Annotated in this window: 26 protein-coding genes; 22 read left to right on the top strand and 4 right to left on the bottom strand. The window is 66.6% G+C overall.

The annotated features are described in order from the left end of the window. Positions 1-22: 22 nt before the first annotated feature. From ACN6O8_RS20300 to ACN6O8_RS20220, 17 genes are all read left to right on the top strand, one after another. Positions 23-2,137 (top strand): DNA polymerase I, encoded by a 2,115-nt coding sequence (locus tag ACN6O8_RS20300; RefSeq protein WP_427992791.1) that lies wholly within the window; start codon positions 23-25, stop codon positions 2,135-2,137. A 50-nt stretch (positions 2,138-2,187) separates the two neighbouring features. Continuing rightward, on the top strand, positions 2,188-2,808 hold the full coding sequence (locus ACN6O8_RS20295) for an Nmad5 family putative nucleotide modification protein (protein ID WP_427992790.1): 621 nt from the start codon (positions 2,188-2,190) through the stop codon (positions 2,806-2,808). Between the two features lie 56 nt (positions 2,809-2,864). After that, positions 2,865-3,896, top strand: a complete 1,032-nt coding sequence (locus tag ACN6O8_RS20290) for a DUF7666 domain-containing protein (RefSeq protein ID WP_427992789.1) — start codon at positions 2,865-2,867, stop codon at positions 3,894-3,896. 4 nt (positions 3,897-3,900) lie between these two features. Beyond that, complete coding sequence (locus ACN6O8_RS20285) at positions 3,901-4,077, top strand: hypothetical protein (RefSeq protein ID WP_427992788.1); 177 nt, start codon at positions 3,901-3,903, stop codon at positions 4,075-4,077. Then, positions 4,070-4,375, top strand: coding sequence for a VRR-NUC domain-containing protein (locus ACN6O8_RS20280; RefSeq protein ID WP_427992787.1), 306 nt, complete (start codon positions 4,070-4,072; stop codon positions 4,373-4,375). Before ACN6O8_RS20285 ends, ACN6O8_RS20280 begins: the two co-directional genes overlap by 8 nt. Beyond that, positions 4,372-5,316: a hypothetical protein gene (locus tag ACN6O8_RS20275; RefSeq protein ID WP_427992786.1), complete on the top strand. Its 945-nt coding sequence runs from the start codon at positions 4,372-4,374 to the stop codon at positions 5,314-5,316. The genes ACN6O8_RS20280 and ACN6O8_RS20275 overlap by 4 nt, the downstream gene beginning before the upstream one ends. Beyond that, positions 5,316-5,654, top strand: a complete 339-nt coding sequence (locus ACN6O8_RS20270; RefSeq protein WP_427992785.1) for a hypothetical protein — start codon at positions 5,316-5,318, stop codon at positions 5,652-5,654. Before ACN6O8_RS20275 ends, ACN6O8_RS20270 begins: the two co-directional genes overlap by 1 nt. Then, complete coding sequence (locus ACN6O8_RS20265) at positions 5,651-5,947, top strand: hypothetical protein (protein ID WP_427992784.1); 297 nt, start codon at positions 5,651-5,653, stop codon at positions 5,945-5,947. The genes ACN6O8_RS20270 and ACN6O8_RS20265 overlap by 4 nt, the downstream gene beginning before the upstream one ends. Before the next feature lie 2 nt (positions 5,948-5,949). Continuing rightward, complete coding sequence (locus ACN6O8_RS20260; RefSeq protein WP_427992783.1) at positions 5,950-6,120, top strand: hypothetical protein; 171 nt, start codon at positions 5,950-5,952, stop codon at positions 6,118-6,120. A gap of 4 nt (positions 6,121-6,124) precedes the next feature. Next, the gene (locus ACN6O8_RS20255; protein ID WP_427992782.1) at positions 6,125-6,997 is read left to right on the top strand and encodes a hypothetical protein; all 873 of its coding nucleotides are present in this window, start codon (positions 6,125-6,127) and stop codon (positions 6,995-6,997) included. Beyond that, on the top strand, positions 6,994-8,388 hold the full coding sequence (locus ACN6O8_RS20250) for an SNF2-related protein (protein WP_427992781.1): 1,395 nt from the start codon (positions 6,994-6,996) through the stop codon (positions 8,386-8,388). Before ACN6O8_RS20255 ends, ACN6O8_RS20250 begins: the two co-directional genes overlap by 4 nt. Next, positions 8,388-8,819 carry a DUF3310 domain-containing protein gene (locus ACN6O8_RS20245; RefSeq protein ID WP_427992780.1) on the top strand — a complete coding sequence of 144 codons (432 nt, stop codon included), beginning with the start codon at positions 8,388-8,390 and terminating at the stop codon, positions 8,817-8,819. The genes ACN6O8_RS20250 and ACN6O8_RS20245 overlap by 1 nt, the downstream gene beginning before the upstream one ends. Next, positions 8,819-8,998: a hypothetical protein gene (locus ACN6O8_RS20240; RefSeq protein WP_427992779.1), complete on the top strand. Its 180-nt coding sequence runs from the start codon at positions 8,819-8,821 to the stop codon at positions 8,996-8,998. The genes ACN6O8_RS20245 and ACN6O8_RS20240 overlap by 1 nt, the downstream gene beginning before the upstream one ends. Before the next feature lie 11 nt (positions 8,999-9,009). Further along, positions 9,010-9,201, top strand: coding sequence for a conjugal transfer protein TraR (locus ACN6O8_RS20235; protein ID WP_427992778.1), 192 nt, complete (start codon positions 9,010-9,012; stop codon positions 9,199-9,201). 218 nt (positions 9,202-9,419) lie between these two features. Next, positions 9,420-10,625, top strand: coding sequence for a tyrosine-type recombinase/integrase (locus ACN6O8_RS20230; RefSeq protein ID WP_427992777.1), 1,206 nt, complete (start codon positions 9,420-9,422; stop codon positions 10,623-10,625). A 221-nt stretch (positions 10,626-10,846) separates the two neighbouring features. Then, complete coding sequence (locus tag ACN6O8_RS20225) at positions 10,847-11,479, top strand: DUF2239 family protein (protein ID WP_427992776.1); 633 nt, start codon at positions 10,847-10,849, stop codon at positions 11,477-11,479. 10 nt (positions 11,480-11,489) lie between these two features. After that, entirely contained in the window at positions 11,490-11,879 is a 390-nt protein-coding gene (locus tag ACN6O8_RS20220; protein WP_427992775.1) for a DCC1-like thiol-disulfide oxidoreductase family protein, read from the top strand. A 94-nt stretch (positions 11,880-11,973) separates the two neighbouring features. On the opposite strand, the gene ACN6O8_RS20215 is transcribed toward ACN6O8_RS20220, so the two are convergent. After that, positions 11,974-12,864 (bottom strand): LysR family transcriptional regulator, encoded by an 891-nt coding sequence (locus ACN6O8_RS20215; RefSeq protein WP_427992774.1) that lies wholly within the window; start codon positions 12,862-12,864, stop codon positions 11,974-11,976. 171 nt (positions 12,865-13,035) lie between these two features. On the opposite strand from ACN6O8_RS20215, the gene ACN6O8_RS20210 reads away from it, so the two are divergent. Together ACN6O8_RS20210 and ACN6O8_RS20205 are read left to right on the top strand one after the other, a co-directional pair. Beyond that, positions 13,036-14,031, top strand: a complete 996-nt coding sequence (locus tag ACN6O8_RS20210) for a Bug family tripartite tricarboxylate transporter substrate binding protein (RefSeq protein WP_427992773.1) — start codon at positions 13,036-13,038, stop codon at positions 14,029-14,031. A 185-nt stretch (positions 14,032-14,216) separates the two neighbouring features. Then, positions 14,217-15,182, top strand: coding sequence for a 2-hydroxyacid dehydrogenase (locus ACN6O8_RS20205; RefSeq protein WP_427992772.1), 966 nt, complete (start codon positions 14,217-14,219; stop codon positions 15,180-15,182). Between the two features lie 215 nt (positions 15,183-15,397). Here the strand turns inward: ACN6O8_RS20205 and ACN6O8_RS20200 are convergent, their stop codons facing one another. Then, positions 15,398-16,330 (bottom strand): LysR family transcriptional regulator, encoded by a 933-nt coding sequence (locus ACN6O8_RS20200; RefSeq protein WP_427992771.1) that lies wholly within the window; start codon positions 16,328-16,330, stop codon positions 15,398-15,400. 122 nt (positions 16,331-16,452) lie between these two features. Between ACN6O8_RS20200 and ACN6O8_RS20195 the strand changes: the two genes are divergently transcribed. The 3 genes from ACN6O8_RS20195 to ACN6O8_RS20185 are packed head-to-tail and all read left to right on the top strand — an operon-like array spanning position 16,453 to position 20,365. Further along, entirely contained in the window at positions 16,453-17,847 is a 1,395-nt protein-coding gene (locus ACN6O8_RS20195; protein WP_427992770.1) for a D-serine ammonia-lyase, read from the top strand. Continuing rightward, entirely contained in the window at positions 17,844-18,830 is a 987-nt protein-coding gene (locus ACN6O8_RS20190; RefSeq protein WP_427992769.1) for a Bug family tripartite tricarboxylate transporter substrate binding protein, read from the top strand. Before ACN6O8_RS20195 ends, ACN6O8_RS20190 begins: the two co-directional genes overlap by 4 nt. Positions 18,831-18,841: 11 nt before the next feature. Further along, the gene (locus ACN6O8_RS20185) at positions 18,842-20,365 is read left to right on the top strand and encodes an amidase (protein ID WP_427992768.1); all 1,524 of its coding nucleotides are present in this window, start codon (positions 18,842-18,844) and stop codon (positions 20,363-20,365) included. A gap of 292 nt (positions 20,366-20,657) precedes the next feature. Here ACN6O8_RS20185 and ACN6O8_RS20180 read toward each other — a convergent pair whose 3' ends face one another. Next, entirely contained in the window at positions 20,658-21,083 is a 426-nt protein-coding gene (locus ACN6O8_RS20180; protein ID WP_427992767.1) for a hypothetical protein, read from the bottom strand. Next, complete coding sequence (locus ACN6O8_RS20175; RefSeq protein WP_427992766.1) at positions 21,071-21,808, bottom strand: LysM peptidoglycan-binding domain-containing protein; 738 nt, start codon at positions 21,806-21,808, stop codon at positions 21,071-21,073. Before ACN6O8_RS20175 ends, ACN6O8_RS20180 begins: the two co-directional genes overlap by 13 nt. Positions 21,809-22,370: the final 562 nt, after the last annotated feature.

Genomic DNA, 22,370 nt, shown 5'->3' with positions numbered 1-22,370 from the left:
ACCACGGCGATCCGGAGGCCGCATGAGCCAAGATCTCAACTACACCGCCTTCCACGACCTGGAAACCTTCAGCGAGCGCGACCTGAAGACCTACGGCACGCACGCCTACGCCGAAAAGGCCGAGATCCTGCTATGGGCCTATGCCTTGGGCGACGAGCCCGTGCGGGTCTGGGATGCCACCGCCGACCCGCGCCCGCCGGCCGCGCTGTTGGAGATCCTGCAGCGGCCCGGCACGCGCCACGTCTGGCACAACGGCGGCATGTTCGATCGCACGATCATGAAGCACGCGCGGCCTGAACTGCACGCCCTGATCCCCGAGGCGGCATGGTGGGACACGATGGTGCAGGCCTACACCCACGCCCTGCCTGGCGCGCTGGACATCCTGTGCGACGTGATGAACGTGCCGCTGGACCAGCGCAAGCTCAAGACCGGTAAGGCCTTCATTCAGCTTTTCTGCAAGCCCCGCCCCAAGAACCAAGCCCTGCGCCGCGCCACGCGCCACACGCACCCGGTCGAGTGGGCGCAATTCGTCGAGTATGCCGGCCAGGACATTGAGGCCATGCGGGTCATCTACCGCAAGATGCCCACCTGGAACTACAGCGGCGAAGAGTTCGATCTGTGGCTGCTGGATCAGCGCATCAACCAGCGCGGCGTGCTGGTGGACAGAGAGCTGGCCCAGGCCGCCGTTACCACGGTAGAGGGCGCCAAAAAGGCCCTCGCCGCCCGCACGGTGGAGCTCACCGACGGCGCGGTCGAGTCGGCCACCAAGCGCGACAAGTTGCTGGCGCACCTTCTGGCCGAGTACGGCGTGGAGCTGCCCGACCTGCAGGCGAGCACGCTGGAACGCCGCATCGAAGACCAGGCGCTTCCCTGGGCACTGCGCGAGCTGCTGGCGATCCGCCTGCAGGCCAGCACATCCAGCACCAGCAAGTACAAGCGGCTCATCAACGGCGCCAGCGCCGACGGGCGCCTGCGGGGACTGCTGCAATTCGCCGGCGCCGGCCGCACGCGGCGCTGGGCCGGCCGCCTATGGCAGCCGCAGAACCTGCCGCGGCCCAAGATCGGCGTGCTGCGCGATGAGGCCCTGCAGGACGAAATCGATTTCGGCATCGACGCCATCAAGGCCGGCGCGGCGGACCTGATCTACGAGAACGTGATGGAAGTGGCCAGCGCCGCGATCCGCGGCTGCATCGTGGCACCGCGCGGCAAAAAGCTGGTGGTGGCCGACCTGGCCAACATCGAAGGCCGGGACGCGGCATGGCTGGCCGGCGAGTCCTGGAAGCTGCAGGCCTTCCGCGATTTCGATGCCGGCATCGGCGCCGACCTGTACAAGGTGGCCTACGCCAAGGCCTTCGGTGTACGACCCGAGGACGTCGACAAGACCATGCGCCAGATCGGCAAGGTGATGGAGCTGATGCTGGCATACCAGGGCGGCGTGGGCGCCTTCCTGACCGGGGCGCTGACCTACGGTTTCGACATCGAGCAGATGGCGGAGGACGCCTACCCCGGCCTGCCCGACGACATCCGCGACGAGGCCAAGGGCATGTACGACTGGACGGTGCGCAAGCGCCGCAGCACGTTCGGCCTGTCGGAGCGCGCCTTCGTGGTGTGCGACAGCTTCAAGCGCGCGTGGCGCCGCGGCCACACTGAGATCGAGGCGCTGTGGGGCGCCCTGGAGGAATCCGCGATCCGCGCGACGCGCAACCCTGGCACGACCGTGGACTGCGGCCGGTTTCGTCTGCGCCGCGACGGCGCATGGTTGCGCATCCGCATGCCGTCCGGCCGGTTCCTGTGCTACCCCTCCCCCCAGGTCGACGACAACGGCAGGTTCACGTACATGGGCGTAAACCAGTATAGCCGCAAGTGGACGCGGCTGCACAGCTACGGCGGCAAGCTGTTCGAGAACGCGTGCCAGTCGTTCGCACGCGACATTCTGGCCCACAACATGCCGGCGGTCGAGGCCGCTGGCTACCAGATCGTGCTCACCGTCCACGACGAAATCATCACCGAGGCGCCCGACAGCCCCGAGTTCAACGCCGCGCACCTGGCCAGCATCATGGCCACGCCGCCGGCCTGGGCGTCTGACATCCCCCTGGCGGCGGCGGGGTTCGAAGCGTTGCGCTATCGCAAAGAATAAAGTGTTGACTGTTTGATTTAGCGTTTGCTAATATTTGCTCAACACGCCCGATGGCGTTCAACCAGGACGAAGAGGTAGACATGCGACTCACCAAAGAATTCCGCGAAGAACTGATAGGGCGTGCCTTGGTGCATGCGTTCAAGGCGCGCGAGAAAGCGCACGAAGCTGCGACGACTGCGCTTGCTGATGCGCTATACGACCACGTGCACGGTAGCGTCGAAAAGCTGGCGCGAAAGCTCCCGCAGGGATGGGTTGATTACTCAAACCGTCTCACGATTTCCGCCGCAGGCTTCAGTTGGCGGCACCGTGACGACGGCCAGCAGAACAACACCCTGAAACTCTCCGCATCCCGGCCATTTCCGAGATACGGCGACCAGCACGGCATGGCTGTTGGCGGCGATCATCCGTTGAACGACCAAGCCCAGGCCGTGGCGACGGAACACGCCGCCATCCGCGACGACAAGGAAGCGCTGCGGGTGAAGCTGCGCGCCCTGGTGTACTCCGTTACAACTCTGCCGCGCTTGCGCGAAGCGTGGCCCGAGTGCGAACAATTCCTGCCGAACACGACCCCGAAGACCGTAAGCACGGCCATTGTTCCGGTTGAGCTTGTGCCAGAACTCAACAAGGCGCTTGGCATCAAGGCGAAAGCGCGCCGGCCTTCGCACGCCTGAATTTTTAGCAATCAGTCAACTCCCAATAGCAAACACCCGCATCCAAGGATCGCACCATGAGCAACGACACCCGCATCACCGCGTTCAAGGGCTTCGATAAGAACCTCGCCTGCCGCGGCTATCAGTACGAGCTGGGCAAGACCTACGAGCACGCGGGCAAGGTCGTGCGCTGCGCCGACGGCGGCTTCCATAGCTGCGAGTACCCGCTGGACGTGTTCGGCTACTACCCACCGGCCGAAAGCCGCTATGCGGTGGTGGTCGCGCACGGCGCTATCGACCGGGAAGAAAACGGCGACACCAAGCTGGCCAGCGGCAAGATCACCATAGAGGCTGAAATCAAGGTTCCGCAGCTGATCAAGTCCGCAGTCGAATGGATCATGGCGCGCGTGGACAAGGCGAACGGCGCGACGGCGAGCGAAGAACGATCGCACGCCAGCAACACGGGCTACGGCTCGGCCGCCAGCAACACGGGCTACGGCTCGGCCGCCAGCAACACGGGCGCCCGCTCGGCCGCCAGCAACACGGGCGACTACTCGGCCGCCAGCAACACGGGCGCCCGCTCGGCCGCCAGCAACACGGGCGCCCGCTCGGCCGCCAGCAACACGGGCTACGGCTCGGCCGCCAGCAACACGGGCGACTACTCGGCCGCCAGCAACACGGGCGCCCGCTCGGCCGCCAGCAACACGGGCGACTACTCGAGGGTTTCGAATGAAGGTCATTTCTCGATAGCGAGCAACACAGGTGATGGTTCGACGGCCCATACCTCTGGCCACCACTCGGCGGCCACTAATGCCGGCTACGGTTCCTCGGTCTCGGCGTCGGGCGACCATTCGTTGGCCAGCAATGCCGGCAATCAATCCTCCGCGAGCGTCACCGGCCAGGGGGCCGTCGCGGTGGCCACCGGCCACCGGGGCCGCGCTCGCGCGAGCGCAGGCAGCGCCATCGTTTTGTGCTATCGCGACGGGGACGACGACCAGCTCGTAGACATCCGCGCAGCGATCGCGGGCATGAGCGGAATCAAGGCCGACACCTGGTACTGCTTGGACGCCGCTGGTCAGTTCATCGAAGTTCCCGACGACCAGGAGTGACGCCATGCGCAACCGCACCCCCAAATCCGAAGACGAGTTCCCCTACCTGCCGCCGCTCGGGCGCCTGGATCTTGCCTGCCTCGCGCTTTGTGTGCTGGTGGTGCTGGGTTGCCTGGGCTACCTGGCGTTCGACCTGTTCAGCATGGTTCTGTGCGATCGCTACGGGGTCTGCTATGCGTGAGTCCACGATCGAGCAGCACGCCGTCGCCATGTTCAAGGCACTGGGCGACCTGCCCTACAAGTTCACCAGCCCCGGCCGGCGCAACGTGCCGGATCGGCTGCGGCTGCGCGAGATCCCGGCCGAACACCGCGAGATCGTCGCGCGCTACGTCCAATTCATTGAGTTCAAGGCCACCGGCGAGAAGCCCACCGCGGCGCAGGAGCGCGAGCATGCGCGCCTTCGCAAGCTGGGCTTTCGCGTCGAGGTCGTCGACAACATCGCCGGCGTAGATGCGCTGGTCAGGGAGACACGGAAATGAGCGACACGGAAATGAGCGACACGAAACACGGTTGGGTATCCCCGCGTGCCGACGGCCTGCGCGCTCGATGCGACGGCCCGGGGATCTGCACGACTTGCAGCACCGAGCGCGAGCACGAAGCGATGCGCGCCGCCGTTCTGGCGGCACCCCAGATCCCCACCACCGCCGCGCACCTTGCGCTTGTGGCCAGCCGCACCGGAAAGAATCTCTCGCTCGATGAAGTGGGCGCCGTCATTGACGCGATCAACGCGCTGGGCGCGGCCGACGATACGCTCGCCCGCACGGGCAACACCGCCCGCGACCAGGAGATGTACGCCGCCGGCCGGGCGGTGGGCGAAGAGAACGCCAAGCACAATGCGGCGATCCGCGGCGGCGTGCCGGATGGCTGGAAGTTGGTGCCCATTGAGCCGACGCGCGAAATGTGGGCCGCCGTCAACAAGCTGGATGACGAAATGGCGGCCGGCGGCTACGACGGCAAAGGCGCATCCATCGAACAAATCTGGGCTTGCCTGGTTGATGCGGCGCCGTCGTGCCTGACCTGCGGCGGCCATGGAATGGTCGGCGGCTTGACCCAGCATTCCGGATACGACGCCGAGCCGTGCCCGGACTGCGCCGCCCCTGCTGTCCCCGTATCCACGGTGGAGCAAGGGGATGCGGTGAAGCGGCTGCGCGATGCCATCGAGGGCGAGTGCAGCGGCGTATGGATCAGCGAGAAGCAGGCCATCGCCGTGCTGGCCCACCTGAACCTCCCCGCTCCCGCTGCTGGCGATGCGCAGGATGCACTCCAGTACCTGGCCGATACCGAAGGCGCCATCGAGTCGCTGACGCTTGGCGGGAAGACGCGCTATCGGATCTGGTGGCCGGCTGTTGGCGAAATCCAGACCGAATGGTTCGAATCGCCGCTTGCAGCCATTGCCGCCCAGCGGCAGGGGGATGCGTGATGGAACTCCAGATCGAAGAATCCTACGCGATGGATGACTCGTGCCAGATCCAATATTGGGCGCGTGGTCACTGGTCCTGGGGTGAATTCGTCACCGCCGTTCAGGAGCGCATCTCGCGGGAAGAACGCGCCATCCCCAACTGGGTCATTGTGCAGGCGCCGGTAAAGCAGCTCTACCAGCGCACCGTGCCGTGCCGCGATTCCATCGTCGGCGATACCCGATACGTGCATTCGGACAATCCTGGGCGCGGCGCTACACCCGTGACGGTCATGGATTTCTGGTTCCCGATGCACGCCCACCTGCCCGCCGCCCAGCAGGGCAAGGGCGGTGCAGTATGAAGAAAGGAGACTGGATTGCAGGCGGTGGTAAGTACATGCCTAATATCGGCCGCGTGAAAGAAGTTCATTCTGACGGCCTGATCGACATCGTTTTCTATGGCCGCGACGGGACAAAACTCGGGCGCTTGTCGCCTGCGATGGGTGGCCCGCGTCACTTCGACCCTTGCTGCTCCCCTGTCGGGTGGCAATTAATCCAGAAGCCGGAGTTCCCGCTTCATGGGTACATCTGGGGCGACAAGCTCACGTACCTGGACGATGCCGCCCAGCCAGCACAACAGGGCGCGGGGGAATGACGATGAAACCAGCAACCGCAGCAGCGGTAGCCGCTGCAACCTCTATTGCCTCCTACGCAACCGGGTACGCCTCCGCGCACACCGACCACAGCCTAGGAACTCCGTTTTTCATCGGCTTCATCCTGGCCGTGGTGTTTGCCGGTCTCGCCTTCGCCGCCGTAGAAAAGGACTGATCCAATGACCCAACAAGACGACATCACCCAGCCCGTGCTGACGGACGACGACCTGCTGCGCATCTGCCAGCAATTCAACCCCGGCCAGGATCTCGACCTAGCAAAAGCAGTCCGCGACGCCGTGCTATCCAAGCTGCGCGCCCCTGTAGCCGAACCGGCAATCGTTGGCTGGCGGGATCCGGATTGCGGACGCATGGCGCAAAAGGGTCCGCCCCACGGGTGGCACCGCTACAGCGAAGCGCTGATGACGGTTGTCGAACATCGCGCGTTGATGGCCGCCGCCCTGGCAAGCTCCCCTGTAGCCAAGCCCTTGCCGGAACACTTCAAACCGCCGTTCGATAATTGCTCGTTTCGCATGTGCGATTTGCCGGGGCAATGTCGTGGCAAGGGGAAGTGCCACCACCCAGCCAGCGCCCCTGTAGCCGGGGAGGCGCAAAGCCCTATCGGCTACGTTGACCCGGTGTATGTTGCTGGACGCCAGCGCGGGATGCCGTGGAACGCCAAGATTTACGACACGCCCAATCAGGAGGCTACCGCGCCCTTGTATGCCGCGCCCCAGGCCAGCGCCGATGCCGTTATTCCGGCATCGGACGTGCGCAATGCGGCGTTGGAGGAAGCGGCTCAAACGGCCTACAAGGCGCTGTTTCCCACGAGTGATCGCAGTGACTGGACGGAATTCGCCGAAAGCGCGGCCTACCATGCGGAATTGGCAGCCCAATGCATCCGCGCCCTCAAGCAGCCCCAGGCGGACAAGGACGGCGCAGAACAGGCGTTCAAAGACCTGATGACGCACGGCGTGTCGATCCAGCGCGGCGCGCCGGCTGGCTTCCTGGCCGACCGCCAGCAGCGCGCCGAACAAGGGGACAGCAAGCCGTGACCCGCCGCGCCTTCACCGCGCGCCCCTATGGCGCGCTCATCACCAACCACATCCTGGACGTGGCGCGCTGCGGCGTCTGGGCCGGTATGGGCATGGGCAAGACCGTGTCCACGCTCAACGCCCTGGACCTGCTGGAGCTGGCCGAGCCGGGCCCGGCGCTGGTGTGCGCGCCGCTGCGCGTGGCGCAATCGACCTGGCCGGACGAGGCGGCAAAGTGGAAGCACCTGCGAAACGTGGATGTTACGCCCATCGTTGGCGACGTGAAGGCGCGCGAGCGCGCGGCGCTTCGCGCCTTCGACCTCTCGGCCAGCGTCTTCACGATCAACTACGAGAATCTGCCCTGGCTGGTCGACCTGCTGGAGCGCTGGAAGCGGCCGTGGCCGTTCCGCAAGATCGTGGCCGACGAGTCCACCAAGCTCAAGGGCTTCCGGCTGCGGCAAGGCACGCAGCGCGCCCGGGCGCTGGGCCGCGTGGCGCACAAGCACGCCGCGCACTTCGTCGAGCTGACCGGCACGCCTTCGCCCAACGGCCTGCGGGACTTGTGGGGCCAAGCCTGGTACCTGGATCAGGGCCAGCGGCTGGGCCGAACGTTCGACGCGTTCCGCCAGCGCTGGTTCCGGCCGTCGTTCGATGGCTATGGCATCGAGCCGCTGCCCTTCGCCCAGGAGCAGATCGAGGACGCCATGCGCGATCTGTGCCTGTCGCTGGATGCGCGCGACTGGTTCGACCTGAAAGAACCGATCGTCAACACGATCCGCGTCGACCTGCCGGGCAAGGCGCGCGCGCTGTACGACGACATGGAAAAAGCAATGTTCGCCCAGATCGGCGAGCACGAGGTCGAGGCATTCAACGCGGCGGCCAAGACGATGAAGTGCCTACAGTTGGCCAACGGCGCCGCGTATGTCGGCGAGGACGGCACGCAGTGGGCCGAGGTGCACGACGTCAAGCTGCAGGCGCTGGACGAGATCATCGAAGAGGCGGCCGGCATGCCGGTGCTGGTTGCCTACCACTTTAAGTCCGACCTGGCGCGCCTGCTCAAGGCGTTTCCCAAGGGCCGCCAGCTGGACAAGGATCCGCAGACGCTGCGCGACTGGAATGCAGGCAAGATCCCCGTGCTCTTCGCCCACCCGGCCAGCGCCGGCCACGGCCTGAACCTGCAGGACGGCGGCAACATCCTGGTGTTCTTCAGCGTGAATTGGAACCTCGAAGAACACCAGCAGATCATCGAACGCATCGGGCCCACCCGCCAGATGCAGGCCGGCCACGACCGGCCGGTCTTTCTCCACTACATCCTGGCGCGCGACACGGTCGACGAGATTGTGCTGGCGCGCATCGAAACCAAGCGCGAGGTGCAAGACCTCCTGCTGGAAGCCCTGAGAAGGAGAGCGTAATGCAGCACACCCAATTCAAGTACTTGCCGCAGGACCGCACACAGGTGCCGGACTTCGTGACTCTGTATGCGCCGTTCTGGCGCGGCGTTCTCCCAAAGAAGGCATGGGTCTGGAACCCCTGGACCGGAGACCCCCGCGCGGGCAAGGATATCAAAACCGACCCCTTGGGGTCATTTATTGTGCCACCTGCCGAAGCACCAGCAGTGGTGACGCCGCCGCCTGCCGACGTCGTCAACCACCCGGCCCACTATACCGCCGGCGGCATCGAGTGCATCGATGCGATCGCCGCGGCAACGACTGGCCTGGAAGGTATCGAGGCGGCCTGCACCGCCAACGCCCTCAAGTATCTGTGGCGCTGGAAGCGCAAGAACGGCCTCGAGGACCTGCGCAAGGCCCGCTGGTACATCAACCACCTGCTGGGGGACAACTGATGGACGGATCCAAGACGGCGCCCCTGCTCTCGCGACTGCAGGCCGCGATCAACTGTGCGCACCAGGAAGACCCCGGTTGGCTCGCTCCGGTGATGCGTGAAGCCCGCGACGAGATAAAGCGGCTGCGCCGCGCGCTACGTGCTGAACAGCGCCGGCCCAAATGGAACGGCAAAACCTAAGGAGCAAAGCAATGGCTGACATCATCGACGAAGCCGGCGACCACATCGAGCGCGAAGCCGCCGCGCGCCAGGCGGCTGCCAGCGCCCAGGCCGCGGCCATGCCCAGGGGTGAGCCCGGCGACTGTGATCTGTGCGGCGAGTGGTCCGGCCGGCTGGTGGCCGGCGCCTGCGCGCCTTGCCGAGATCGGCACAAGCTGCCGTAGGAGGCTGCCATGGAAAAGCGCGGATTCACCACGCAAGAGGCCCAGGCCTACCTGGGCGTGCGTCGCCGATTCTTCGACACCAACATCGCGCCGCTCCTGGCCGGCAAGGGGACGCCAGCCGGCCCGTCCACTATCTACGAGCGCCGCGATCTGGACGCGGCCTGGGATACCTATAAGGAAGCGGTTAAACTGCCTGCGGGTAATGAGTGTCCCGCTTCATGCAACGAGGTGAAGAAATGGGACGTTCAAAAACGAACGGCGTCTACGCGACAGGTGACGGTACCTTCGAGGTCGACGCCCGATACAAGAAGCAGCGCATTCGCAAACGCGGCTTCGAAAGCCAAGCAGAGGCAACCGATTACCTGATACAGCGCCGCGAGGAGATTCGCGTTTCCTTGCAGTTCCTGGCGGATCCTAAGAAGCGTGTCCCGGTGACCCTGGAAGACGCGGCCACGCAACTGTTGAAGGACAAGGAAGGCATGCCGTCGGCCGTAACCGACGCCTATATGCTTGAGCCTCTGGTAGCTTGGAATGGCTCTTTGACAATTGACAAGCTGTGCGACGCCACCCTCAAGGATTTCATCGAGGATCGCCGGCGGGCAAAGTGGAAAAACAAGACCATCAACAACGCGCTGGAATGTGTGCGCACAATCCTCAAGCGAGCCGTTACAAAGTGGCAGTTCCCCAACGGTGCCACGTGGCTGCCGCAAGCGCCGTCAATCACCATGCTGCCACTTACGGACCAGCGGCCGCCGCGGCCGATCACCTGGGCCGAGCAGGCGGATTTGCTGAAGGCCCTGCCGCCATACTTGGCGGCCATGGCCGAATTCGACCTGAACACGGGCGCCCGCCGTCGCGTGGTATGCATGTTGAGCTGGGATTGGGAGGTGCGTCTCGCACTTCGGCCTGGCCTGGAGATCTCGGTTTTCGTGATCCCTCGAGAGTTCGTGAAGGGCCGCAAGTCCGAAAGGCTCATTGTCTGCAACTCCGCCGCCCAGCGCATCATCGACGCGCAACGCGGTCTGCATCCTCAACGGGTGTTTGTCTACCCCCGCCGAACACGCAAAGGGGTGCCCCAGGTCTACGTGCCTGTGGCGACCATGTGGAGCCCGGCCTGGGTGGCGGCCCGCACCGCCGCCGGTCTGGGCGACCTGCACGTCCACGACTTGCGGCACACCGTCGGGATGCGGTTGCGGGCCGCCGGGATCTCTGAGCGCACGCAAAACGAGATCCTATGGCACACCCAGGCCAGCAGTATGACGCACCACTACGCGGTCGCGCAGCTGCGCGAGATCTACGACGCACTGGAGCTGATGAACCAGCAACACGACGAGGGCGAGTCGCTCAACTTGTGGGCGCTGATGCGAAAGATGCGAATGAAAGCGTTACCCCAAAAGTCCCCCAGCCTAAAGCTAGTGGCCTGAATGGATGGAGATAACGACTTGATTTTGTGTCAGTTTTTCCCGCCGGGCTTGTCGGCGCTTCTAGGTGTTGACCCTAGGTCGCGGCGGAATTTTTGCGACTTTTTTCAATCGGCGTCTTAGGCTTGCAGGATTTTTACCCGGGTTATATTGACAAGCGCTTTTCGGACGCGCACAATGGTCGCATCATATTTATCCGGGTAAATAAAATCCCCTTCCCCACCATGACCCAGACTCCTCTTTTCCATACCGCGTTCGAAGGCCACCGCCTGCTGGCGCACGGCGTGCTCGCCGATGTGGCGCTGGCCGTCAAGCAGGCCCAGGCCGGGCACGGCGGCGACGCGATCCTGGTGTTTGACGACCAGACCGGCAAGCAGGTCGACCTGGATCTGCGCGGCGGCGACGCTGACATCCGCAAACGCTACGCAGCCGCGTCGACGGCCGCGGCACCGGTGAGCGGCGACGCCGACGCCGCTATCGATGCCGCTACCGAGGCGGCTGCGCCCGCGCCGCGCGGCCGCGGCCGGCCCAAGCTGGGCGTGGTGCCGCGCGAGGTGACGCTGCTGCCGCGCCACTGGGACTGGCTGGCGGCGCAGCCGGGCGGCGCGTCGGTGGCGCTGCGCAAGCTGGTGGAACAGGCGCGCCGCGACAACGAGGCGCGCGACCAGCGGCGCCAGCGGCAGGAAGCGGCCTATCACTTCATGACGAGCCTGGGCGGCAACCTGCCGGGCTTCGAAGAAGCCACGCGGGCGCTGTACGCCGATGACCGCGCGGGTTTTGCGCGCCAGGTCGCCGCATGGCCGGCGGACGTGCGCGATTACGCGCTGGCGCTGGCATGGCCCGAAGACGCGCGGTAAGCTGCACGCCATGGATACGGATACCGCGCCCCGCAACTTCCTGCTGTACGACGGCGATTGCCCCTTCTGCTCGAACTACGTGCGGATGGTGCAGTTGCGCAAGGCCGTCGGCCCGGTCGAGTTGCTCGACATGCGCCAGCACCCCGACCTGGTGGCGCATTTGCGCGACCGTGGCTATGACCTGAACGAGGGCATGCTGCTGCGGCTGGACGGGCACATCTACTGGGGCGCCGATTGCGTCAACCGCCTGGCGCTGATCAGCTCCGACGATGATCTGTTCAACCAGGTCAACGCCGCCATCTTCCGCCGCCCCTGCCTGTCGGCGGCGCTGTATCCCTTCATGCGGCGCGGGCGCGCGCTGACGCTGGCGCTGATGGGCAAAAAGAAGATGCCGGCCTGAGCTTCGGACGCCTGACGCCAACGGTGAACGCCGCCGCGTCGCGCTGAAGGGCGGCGCCAGCCTGGGCCGCCTCCCCCCCTCTATTGCCCCCTGCTCAAGCCGTGGGGGGCAGGACCTCAGCCACCTGCCGCAGGAACGCGTCCAGCGCCGGGTTGTCGTGCTGCCCGTGCCAGGCCAGGTACATGTCCGCGTACAGGTCGCGCTGTCCCAGCGAGCGGAACTCCACCCCCGCCAGGCGCAGTTCGCGCGCCGAATCGGGCACGATGCCCACGCCCAGGCCCGCCCGCACCAGCGCCAGCAGCGTATGCGTCTGGCTGGCGCGCTGCACGTAGTCGGGCTGCACGTCCGCCAGCCCGAAGGCGCCGACAATGCGGTCATAGAAGTACTTGCCCTCGCGCGGCGAATACAACACGAAGGGCTGCCCCTGCAACAGCCGCAGCGGTACCACCTCGTGCTCGCACAACGCCGAGCCGGCGGGCAGCGCCAGCACCAGCGGTTCGCGTTCGATCAGGCGGGCTTCGATGCCGGCCTGTTGCGGCACGCTGCGCGCCAGGATGGCGTCCAGCTCGCGCGCCAGCAGCAGGCGCGACAGATCGGTGGTGACGGTTTCGCGCAGTTGGATCTCGACCCCGGGCAGGCGCTTGCGCGCCCGCATGATGAGCGACGGCATCAGCCGGTACGAAGCCACCGCCGTGAAGCCCAGTGTGATGTGACCGGCGTCGCCGCCGGCGGTGCGGCGCGCGCTGGCCATGGCGCGGGCCGAGTACTCCAGCAGGTGGCGCGCATCGCGCAGGAAGCGGCGGCCGGCGGCGCTCAGTTCGACCTGGCGGCTGCTGCGTTCGAACAGGGTCACGCCCAGATCCTGCTCCAGCAACTGGATCTGGCGCGACAGCGGCGGCTGGGTCATGCACAGGCGCTGGGCGGCGCGCCCAAAGTGCAGTTCCTCGGCGACCGCGATGAAACACTCGAGCTGGCGGAATTCCATCGATCCAATCCTTGAATTGATCAATGCTATTTATAGCTCGAATAGTCATCCATCGGCCGTCGTTCCTATACTCGGCCGCAATGTCCGGGCCTGATTGGCCGGCCCGCAAAGGAGTGCCATCGCAGCATCGATTTTCCGCGGCTCGCGCCGCTCACTACAAAGAGAAGACTCATGGAGACAAGCAATTCCACACACCCGCGCCGCCGCTTGCTGGCCGCGGCCCTGGCCCTGGCCGCCTGGGGCGCCCTGCCCGCCGCGGCGCAGGCCGCGCCGTTCCCGGAGCGCCCGATCAATCTGATCGTGCCGTTCTCGCCGGGCGGCGGCACCGACATTTCGGCGCGGCTGCTGGCGGCGGCGTTGGGCGACAAGCTGGCGGCGTCGGTGGTGGTGGACAACCGCCCCGGGGCCGGCGGGCAGATCGCCGCCGATCTGGTGGCGCGCGCCAACCCGGATGGCTACACCCTGCTGTTCGCCAATTCGGGCATGCTGGCGATCAATCCGTGGATCTACAAGCTGCATTCCGATCCGGCCACCGCGTTCGCGCCGGTGTCGTTGTTCTCCGACCTGCCGTTCGTGCTGGTGGTGCCCACCACGCTGCCCGCCAAGAACGTCAAGGATCTGGTGACGCTGGCGCGGGCGCAACCCGGCAGGCACACCTTCGCCAGTTCCGGCACCGGCGGCGCGCCGCACCTGTCGGGCGAGATTTTCCAGCAGGCCACCGGCACCGACCTGATGCACGTGCCTTACAAGGGCGGCGGCCCGGCCATGACCGACCTGATGGCGGGCCGCGTGGACATGCTGTTCGCCTCGGTGCTGGAGACCATTCCGTACGTCAATTCCGGCAAGCTGCGCGCGCTGGCGGTGACGGGCGCGACGCGCTCGCCCGCCCTGCCCGACGTGCCGACCATTGACGAGGCGGGCGTCAAGAACGCGCAGACCGGCTCGTGGACCGCGGTGCTGGCGCCCGCCGGCACGCCGCCGGCGGTGATCGACAAGCTATCGGCCGCGATCCGCGAGGTGGCCAATGATCCGGCGATGAAGGCCAAGCTCGAATCGCAGGGCGCGGTGGCGCACGGCTCGACGCCGCAGGAATTACAGGCGCTGGCCGCCAGCGAGCGCGCGCGTTACGGGGAGATCATCAAGACGCGACATATCCAGGTGCAATGACCGGGCAAGGGACGGGATGCGGCGCGCACCCCGCCCTCTTCCGCGCCCCTCCCTGCGCGCCTCTGCGCGCCCTTTGCCCGCGCTTTCCCACAGGACGGGCACGGCCCGCATTTGCGGCCGTCCCGCCTCCGACCTTTTCCTTGCGACCCGCGCCGCGGGCCGCCGCAACAACCGTGACAGCCACCATGACCTCGACTTCCTCCACGCCCATCGCCGACCTGCTGATGGTCGGCCCCCTGCTGCCCGAACTGACCGCCGAACTGGAATCGCGCTACCGCGTGCACCGCTGGTGGCAAAGCCCCGACCAGGCGGCGTTGCTGCGCGAACACGGCGCGGCAATCCGCGGCATCGCCACCAGTGGCCGCTTCGGCGCTTCGCGCGAGCTGATCAACGCCCTGCCGGCGCTGGAAGGCGTGTTCAGTTTTGGCGTGGGTTACGACACCATCGACGTGGCGGCGGCGCAGGCGCGCGGCGCGCGCGTCACCAACACGCCAGGCGTGCTCGATGCCTGCGTGGCCGACACCGCGCTGGCGCTGATGCTGGCCGCGTCGCGCCGCATCGCCGAGGCCGACCGCTTCGTGCGCGCCGGCCGCTGGCCGCGGGAAAGCTTCGGACTGGCCACGCGCATGAGCGGCAAGCGCTGCGGCATCGTCGGGCTGGGCAATATCGGCATGCAGATCGCGCGCCGCGCCGAGGCGTTCGACATGCCGATCCTGTACACCAACCGCAAGCCGCGCGCGGACGCGCCGGCGCATTACCGCTATTGCCCCAGCATCACGGCGCTGGCGGCCGAGTGCGACTTCCTGGTGCTGGCGGTGCCGGGCGGCGGCGCCACGCGCCACCTGGTGGATGCGGCGGTGCTGGAGGCGCTGGGGCCGCAAGGCTGGCTGATCAACATCGCGCGCGGCACGGTGGTGGACGAAGCCGCGCTGGTGGCGGCCCTACAGGCCGGAGGCATCGCCGGCGCCGGCCTGGATGTGTTCGAACACGAACCCGCCACGCCGGCGGCGCTGAACGCCATGGACAACGTAGTGATGCTGCCGCACATTGCCAGCGGCACGCATGAAACGCGCCGGGCGATGGCGGACCTGATGCTGGCCAACCTGGACGGCTGGTTCCGCGAAGGCAAGACGGTCACCCCGGTAGGCTGAGGCGGGGGTTCTCGGGCAACGCGGCGACGTCGCTTGCCCGGCGGTCTGCGCATGTCCGCGCCATGGACACTCCGGGTTGCAAACTATCGCATATCTGATAAATTTCTCATCGCACTGGCTCGTGCCGGCGAGCTGTTGTGCTTGTTGTTGTAACTTTTTCCGGCCTTCGGGCCGGATTTTTTTTGCCTGGGCGCGCCGCAAGGCCTGCCCGCGCGTCACGCCGGCGAAGGGGCGACGCCCCCGTCCGCCTGCACCTGCGTGCGCAGACTGGCGATGAAGGCCTTGGCGGCTTCCGGCAGGATCCGTCCGGCCAGGGTCTGCACCTCGAAGTGGCGCTCGTTCATTTCGCGGTCGCGCAGCGGCACGGCCACCACCTGCCCGCCGCGCAGGCGATAACGGATCGCCAGTTCACCGCAGAACGTCACGCCGCCGCCCGCCCCCGCGAACGCCACCAGCGCATCGATGCTGCGGCTGGCGAACACCGGCTCGCACTGCAACTGCTGACGGCTGCAACTGATATCGATCAACTGCCGCAGCGTGGAATCGGCGTCCGGCAATGCCAGCGGATAGGCCATCAGTTGCGCCAGCGACACCTCGGTCTGGCCCGCCAGCGGATGATCGGCAGCCACCACCGCGCGCACCGGCGCCGGCATGCGCAGTTCCACCCGCACGTCGCGGTGCGAAGTCAGGCTGAGCGTGACGCCGACGTCGGCCGCGCCGTCGCGCACCCGGGCCGGCACCTCGCGCTGCGAACACACGTCGAGCGTAAAACGGATGCCGGCGTACTGCTGGCGGAATTGCGCGATGGCGGCCGGCAGGAAATCATGCGCGAAGCCCTCGGTGCAGACCACTCGCACCAGCCCCTGGCGCAGGCCGCGCAGGCCCAAGATCTCGCCGGCCACGCGATCCACCTCCTGGCGCGCGCGCTTGGCGTGGGCGGCCAGCAGTTCGCCGGCGGCATTGAGCGCCATGCCGCGCGAGCGGCGCTCGAACAGCAAGGTGCCCAGCTCGCGTTCGAGCCGGGCGATCTGGCGGCTGACTGCCGAAGGCGCCACGTCCAGCCGCTCGGCCGCGACGCTGACGGAGCCGCAACGGGCCACTTCCAGGAAGTAGCGCACGGCCATTTCCTGCAGGATGTGCGGGTTCATCGGGTTTGCCCTTGGTTTGCGTAAAACGCAATGAACAATTCTAGCAATTGATATTGCCGCAACACGCGCGCCCCGCCTAGGATGTGACCGTTCGATGACGTTACCTATTGGCACGCGCAGTCATGATCCCGTCCCAGGCTCCGGTTTCCTCCCCTTTCTTGCAGGCGTTGCGCGCGGCGCGCCCGGTGCTGTGGACCCGTCCCGACGGCGCGGCGAACGGCGCTGCGAACGGCGCGGCGTTCAGCCTGGCCGACGTGCAGGCCGCGCATGACCGCTTCGCGCGCTTTGCGCCGCTGCTGGCGCAGTTGTTCCCCGAATTGCGGGACTCGGCCGGCGTGATCGAATCGCCGTTGTGCGCAGCCGCCGCCATGCAACAGGCGCTGTGCCTGCCGGCGAGCGCGGGCCGCTTGTGGATCAAGGCCGACCACGCGTTGCCGGTGGCCGGTTCGATCAAGGCGCGCGGCGGCATCCACGAAGTGCTGGAATTCACCGAAAAGCTGGCGTTGGCGCAAGGCCTGATCGTCCCCGGCGACGATTACCGCAAGCTCGGCACGGCCGCCGCGCGCGCCTGTTTCGCGCAATACCAGGTGGCCGTGGGCTCGACCGGCAACCTGGGCCTGTCGATCGGCGTGATCGCCTCGGCGCTGGGTTTTCGCGCCGCCGTCCACATGTCGGCCGACGCCAAGGAATGGAAGAAGGCGCGCCTGCGCGCGCGCGGTGTCGAGGTGGTGGAACACCCCGGCGATTATGAAAAAGCGGTGGCCGCCGGCCGCCGCCAGGTCCAGGCCGATACGCATGGCTACTTCGTCGACGACGAGCGCTCGGCCTCGCTGTTCCTGGGCTACGCGGCGGCGGCGCTGCGGCTGCGCGAGCAGATCGCGCAGGCCGGCATCGTGGTCGATGCCGCCCATCCGCTGTTCGTCTACCTGCCCTGCGGCGTAGGCGGCGCGCCGGGCGGCATCGCTTTCGGCCTGTCGCTGCTGTACGGCCCGCACGCGCACTGCTTCTTTGCCGAGCCGGTGCAGTCGCCCTGCTTTCTGCTGCGCATGATGGCCGGGCATGGCCAGTTGCCCGGCGTGCCGGTGCCGCCGTCGGTCTACGACATCGGCCTGAGCAACCAGACCGAGGCCGACGGCCTGGCGGTGCCGCGCGCTTCCGACCTGGCGTATGCCGCCGTCGGCCACTCGCTGGCCGGCGTCTATACGGTGACCGACGACACGCTATACGGCGACCTGGCGCGGCTGCACGACAGCGAGGGCCTGCGCATCGAGCCGTCGGCGGCGGCCGGGTTTTCCGGACCGCGCCAACTGCTGGGCAGCATTGCCGGACAGCAGTGGCTGCGCCAGCGCGGCCTGCTGCCGCATCTGGCGCGCGCCACGCACCTGGCCTGGACCACGGGCGGACTGTATGTGCCGGCCGAAGAGTACGAACACTTCCTGAGCCGCGGGCAACGACTCGCGGCCGCCCCCCAGGCGCCAACCGACGCGCCGCCCCTCCACCACTCTTGTCGAGCATGACCATGAAGACTGCCTTGATTGCCCTCGGTGTCACCCTGGCCGGCGCCTTCGCCGCGCCCGCCCCGGCCAGCGCCCAGGCCGCCTACCCGACCCGCCCCATCACCCTGGTGGTGCCTTTTCCGCCAGGCGGCGCCACCGATGTGCTTGGCCGCGTCATCGCGCAGAAGCTCGGCCAGGAACTGGGCCAGACCGTGGTGGTGGAAAACCGCGCGGGCGCCGGCACCGCGATCGGCGCCGGCTATGTCGCCAAGGCCGCACCCGATGGCTACACGCTGCTGGTCAGCTCCGGCACCACCTTCACGGTCAACCCGGCGATCCAGGCCAAGCTGCCGTATGACCCGGTCAAGAGCTTCGAGCCGCTCGGCATCGTCGGCCGCACCGGCCTGGCGCTGCTGGCCAACCCGCAGGTGCCGGTCAAGAACCTGAAGGAACTGGTGGCCTACGTCAAGGCGCGCGACAAGGAACCGCCGGCGTACGGCTCGTTCGGCGCCGGCACCACCGCGCATTTCGTCGGCGAGGCTTTCCTGGCGGCGGCAGGCATCAAGATGATCCACGTGCCGTACAAGGGCAGCACCCCGGCCATGACCGACCTGATCGGCGGCCAGATCCCGTTTTCGGTCGACACCGTGGCCGCCGCGCTGCCGCAGAGCAAGCAGGGCAAGGTGCGGGTGCTGGCCGTGTCGGCCCCGGCCCGCTCGACCTTCCTGCCCGATGTGCCCACTTTCGCCGAACAGGGCTACCCATCGGTCGCCATGGACACCTGGCTGATGTTCACCGCCCCGCGCGGCCTGCCGGCGGACGTCAAGACCAAACTGGAAGCCGCCCTGCGCGCCACGGTCGAGTCGCCCGATGTGCGCAAGAGCCTGGAAGCGCAGGGCTTCGAGGCGGCGTTCTCCAGCGCCGCCGAGGGCGCAGCGCTGATCCAGAAGGAATTGCCGCAGATGCGCGACGTGGCGCAGCGCGCCAACATCAAGATCGATTGAAGGAAGCTCTCATGACCCTGGACGACTCCCTCGTCTCGTTATCCGCGGTGGAGCTGCGGCGCCTGATCGGCGCGCGCCAGCTGTCGCCGGTGGAGCTGCTGGAGGCGTGCATCGCGCGCATCGAGGCGGTCAATCCCTATATCAATGCCGTCACCGCCACCGCCTTCGAGCGCGCCCGCATCGAGGCGCGCGCCGCCGAACAGGCGGTGATGGCGGGCGACGCGCTCGGCCTGCTGCATGGCCTGCCGCTGGGCGTTAAGGACCTGGAGCCCACCGCCGGGCTGCTCACCACCTTTGGTTCGCCGATCTATCGCGACCACGTGCCGGCCGAGGACGTGACGCTGGTGGCGCGCCTGCGCCGCGCCGGCGCCATCGTGGCGGCCAAGACCAACGTGCCGGAAATGGGCGCGGGCGCCAACTCGCGCAACACGGTGTGGGGCGCCACCGGCAACCCGTTCAATCCGAATCTGAACGCGGGCGGATCGTCGGGCGGCTCGGCCGCCGCGCTGGCCAGCGACCTGTTTCCGCTGTGCACCGGCTCGGACACCGGCGGTTCGCTGCGCATCCCGGCCGCCAAGTGCGGCGTGGTCGGCTTCCGGCCCTCGCCCGGCGTGGTGCCGAGCGTGCGCAAGCCGCTGGGGTGGACGCCGATCTCGGTGGTCGGCCCGATGGGCCGCACCGTGGCCGACGCCTGCCTGCAGCTGGCCGCCAGCGCCGGCCCCGACGCTGGCGATCCGCTCAGCTATCCGCTCGACCCGCTGCAGTTCCTGGCGCCGGGCAGCGCCGACCTGGGCCGCCTGCGCGTGGCCTATACCGAAGACTTCGGGCTGTGCGACGTGGACGATGGCATCCGCGCCACCTTCCGCGCCAAGATCGCCGCCATGCGCCATCTGTTCGCGGCCTGCGATCCCATCGAGATCGACTTCGGCGAGGCCCACCGCTGCTTCGACGTGCTGCGCGCCGAAGCCTTCGTGGCCGGCATGCGCGACGCCTACGAGAAAGACCCGGGCAGCCTCGGCCCCAACCCCCGCGCCAATTTCGAGATGGGCGCGGCCATGAGCCTGAAGGACTGCGCCTGGGCCCAGGCCGAGCAGACCCGGCTGATCAAGCGCTTCCAGCGCGCCTTCGACGACTACGACCTGATCCTGTCGCCCACCACGCCGGTGTCGCCGTTCCCGTGGACACAGTTGTATGCCGAGGCCATCAACGGCAAGCGGCAGGAGAACTATTACCGCTGGCTGGCGCTGACGTATGTGATCACGCTGACCACGCATCCGGCGCTGACGCTGCCTTGCGGGCGCGATCACCAGGGGATGCCGTTCGGCCTGCAGATCGTGGGGCGGTTTCGCGGGGATCGCGAGGTGCTGGCGGCGGCGCAGGGGATGGAGTCGGCGTTCGCGGGCAATGAGGAACTGCGGCGGCCACGGCCGGATCTGGCGGGGTTGAAGGCGGCGGAGCCGGCGTTGACGTCGATTGTGACGGCGCCGCCGGGCGGCGCGCAGGGCAACACGCACGCCGACGTGTCGGCGGTGTAGCCGCGACGGCCTCGCACCGACAAAGGCATCCTCCTGCATGGCAAGGTCAAGATCGTCAGAACCTTTCCCGATATCAAGGTCAAGCGGTCGATGCCTTCGCCGATATCCGAGAGGAGAGCGTCAGCGCCTTCGCCGACCGTTGCGGCGCATGGAAGATCGTCGACGCCTTTCCCGAATTCACGGTCGTTGTTGGCCAGGGCCCAGGCGCGGCCCGCCAAGCGCGAGATCGCTCGCCCCCAACCATTTCTCCCACGGTGCTGACGCGGCTTTGCGAGCGGCCGGATCAGCTTTGTCAATCCAGCCGAATCATCGGACAGGACAATACCTGCCTTTCCGGCAAGGGTGAGTTATGCCAGCCCGCCACGTCCCGATTCTGGAATCCTTCCATGGACTGATAGCCGCTCACTTCCCAACTATCGCCGCCATGGTGTTCCGCCTCGATGATTGGATAGCGGCACCGTTCGCCAGGAGCCTTCAAAACGAAAACGAACCGCTCGCGCCCGCCCTGCAGACTGCGTTCGTATATCTCATATTCGCCCGGCGCGCAGAGACTATAGCTCGACTTCCATTCGATGGTATCGGCGCGTATGGAGAGTTTTCCGGAGCACGCTCTCCCGGTTCCCTGGAAATCTCCTGTTAACACAGAAGCATCGGCGAATGCCAAGCCAAACAGACTGCCGATGATGGTCGCCAGCAGCCAGCCCCTTAGCGCGCGCATGCAACACCTTTGCCAGTCCGCATTACAACCAGCGCGTAATCCAGCTTTTTCGCATAATCTTTGTCGCCAACGTTGTAGTAGGTGGCGATATTCGATGTTGTGATTGGCTTCCACCCGGTTATGACTTTCCTCACAGATCCCTTTTGATATTTCAACACCTGACCTATCCGGAGCACGCGCGCAGAAGGATTCAGCCTCTGCATTATTTCCACGGTACTACCCTTGGCGGCGGCGATCCTGGACATGCTATCTCCACTCTGCACCGCCACTTCATAGATTGCAGCGTCAGGGTCGAGAACGGTCTGGTTCGAATAGTTCGCCAAGCGCATCAGCAAGTAACCCACTCCCGCGCGGATATTGTGAGAGGGGACAGTGACGGCCGAACCCAATGTGAGCCGAGACTTCCATGGCGCGGGAATTATCAGCTCACCGCCTTCATTGCCCGTCAGCAAAGCGCGCAGGCCTGGATCTCCGGGGTTGCCAATCTGCATCATATTAGTCCCCCATTTTCTACTCTCCGCACCGGTCTCCACCCACGCGATGGCTTTGATGAGATGCCAGTCCAATTGCCGATAGTTGGCCGTTCCGGACAGATGACGGTTGTACTCACTTACCGCCGTCTGGATTTCGCAGTCCCACGCGTTCCAGCCAGGATCGCTCGCAGCCAGATTTATGGTGTCCTGCCATTTTTCAAAGCCTGTCTTCTTCGGTGTAGTCACAGCCATGTTCGCCTGTTCTGGACAATTGATCCGCTGCCTAGCATTGCGGGCATGCCGTTGCCATGTCTCTAGCAACCGGGCGCTTGCCAATTTGACGGAAACTGCTGCCTGAGTCGATCAGCCGTGTCTGATCAAGGCCGCGCCGGCGCCGGCATCCGGACATGGCGTGATAGGCGAAGGCGAGGCTGGCGTTCGAAGCCAGTCCTGCTTCCAGAACATCATTCGGAGCCCCGCTGTCGCGGCCACGACATGGCTGCCCGAGAAATCCGTATCGGCGTCGAGCTGGCCGTAGACGGCGTAACACCTGCCCCAACCATGATTGGCGCCCTCCCCCCGGCTCCCTGCGCCGGTGCGGCCGGCGTCCGCGGGATCGTTAGAGACGATTGCCGAAGCGCTGGCGCAAAACGGGAAGCCGGTTCAGATAAAGCAATGTATTGGCATAGGCTTCATAGACCGCGCGCGCGTGCCTTGCGGGCAGCTCGCTGTCGGCAGCCGTCGCGCCCGCGACAGGCGCCCTGCCCGGCATCCGCACGGCCCCGGCTCTCGACCCGGCGGCATAGGGAAATCC

Source organism: Achromobacter sp. (assembly GCF_050285565.1).
In the GTDB taxonomy this organism is placed as follows: domain Bacteria; phylum Pseudomonadota; class Gammaproteobacteria; order Burkholderiales; family Burkholderiaceae_B; genus Achromobacter.
The sequence above is the reverse complement of the archived record's forward strand: the minus strand, read 5'-3'. Positions and strand labels throughout refer to the sequence as shown.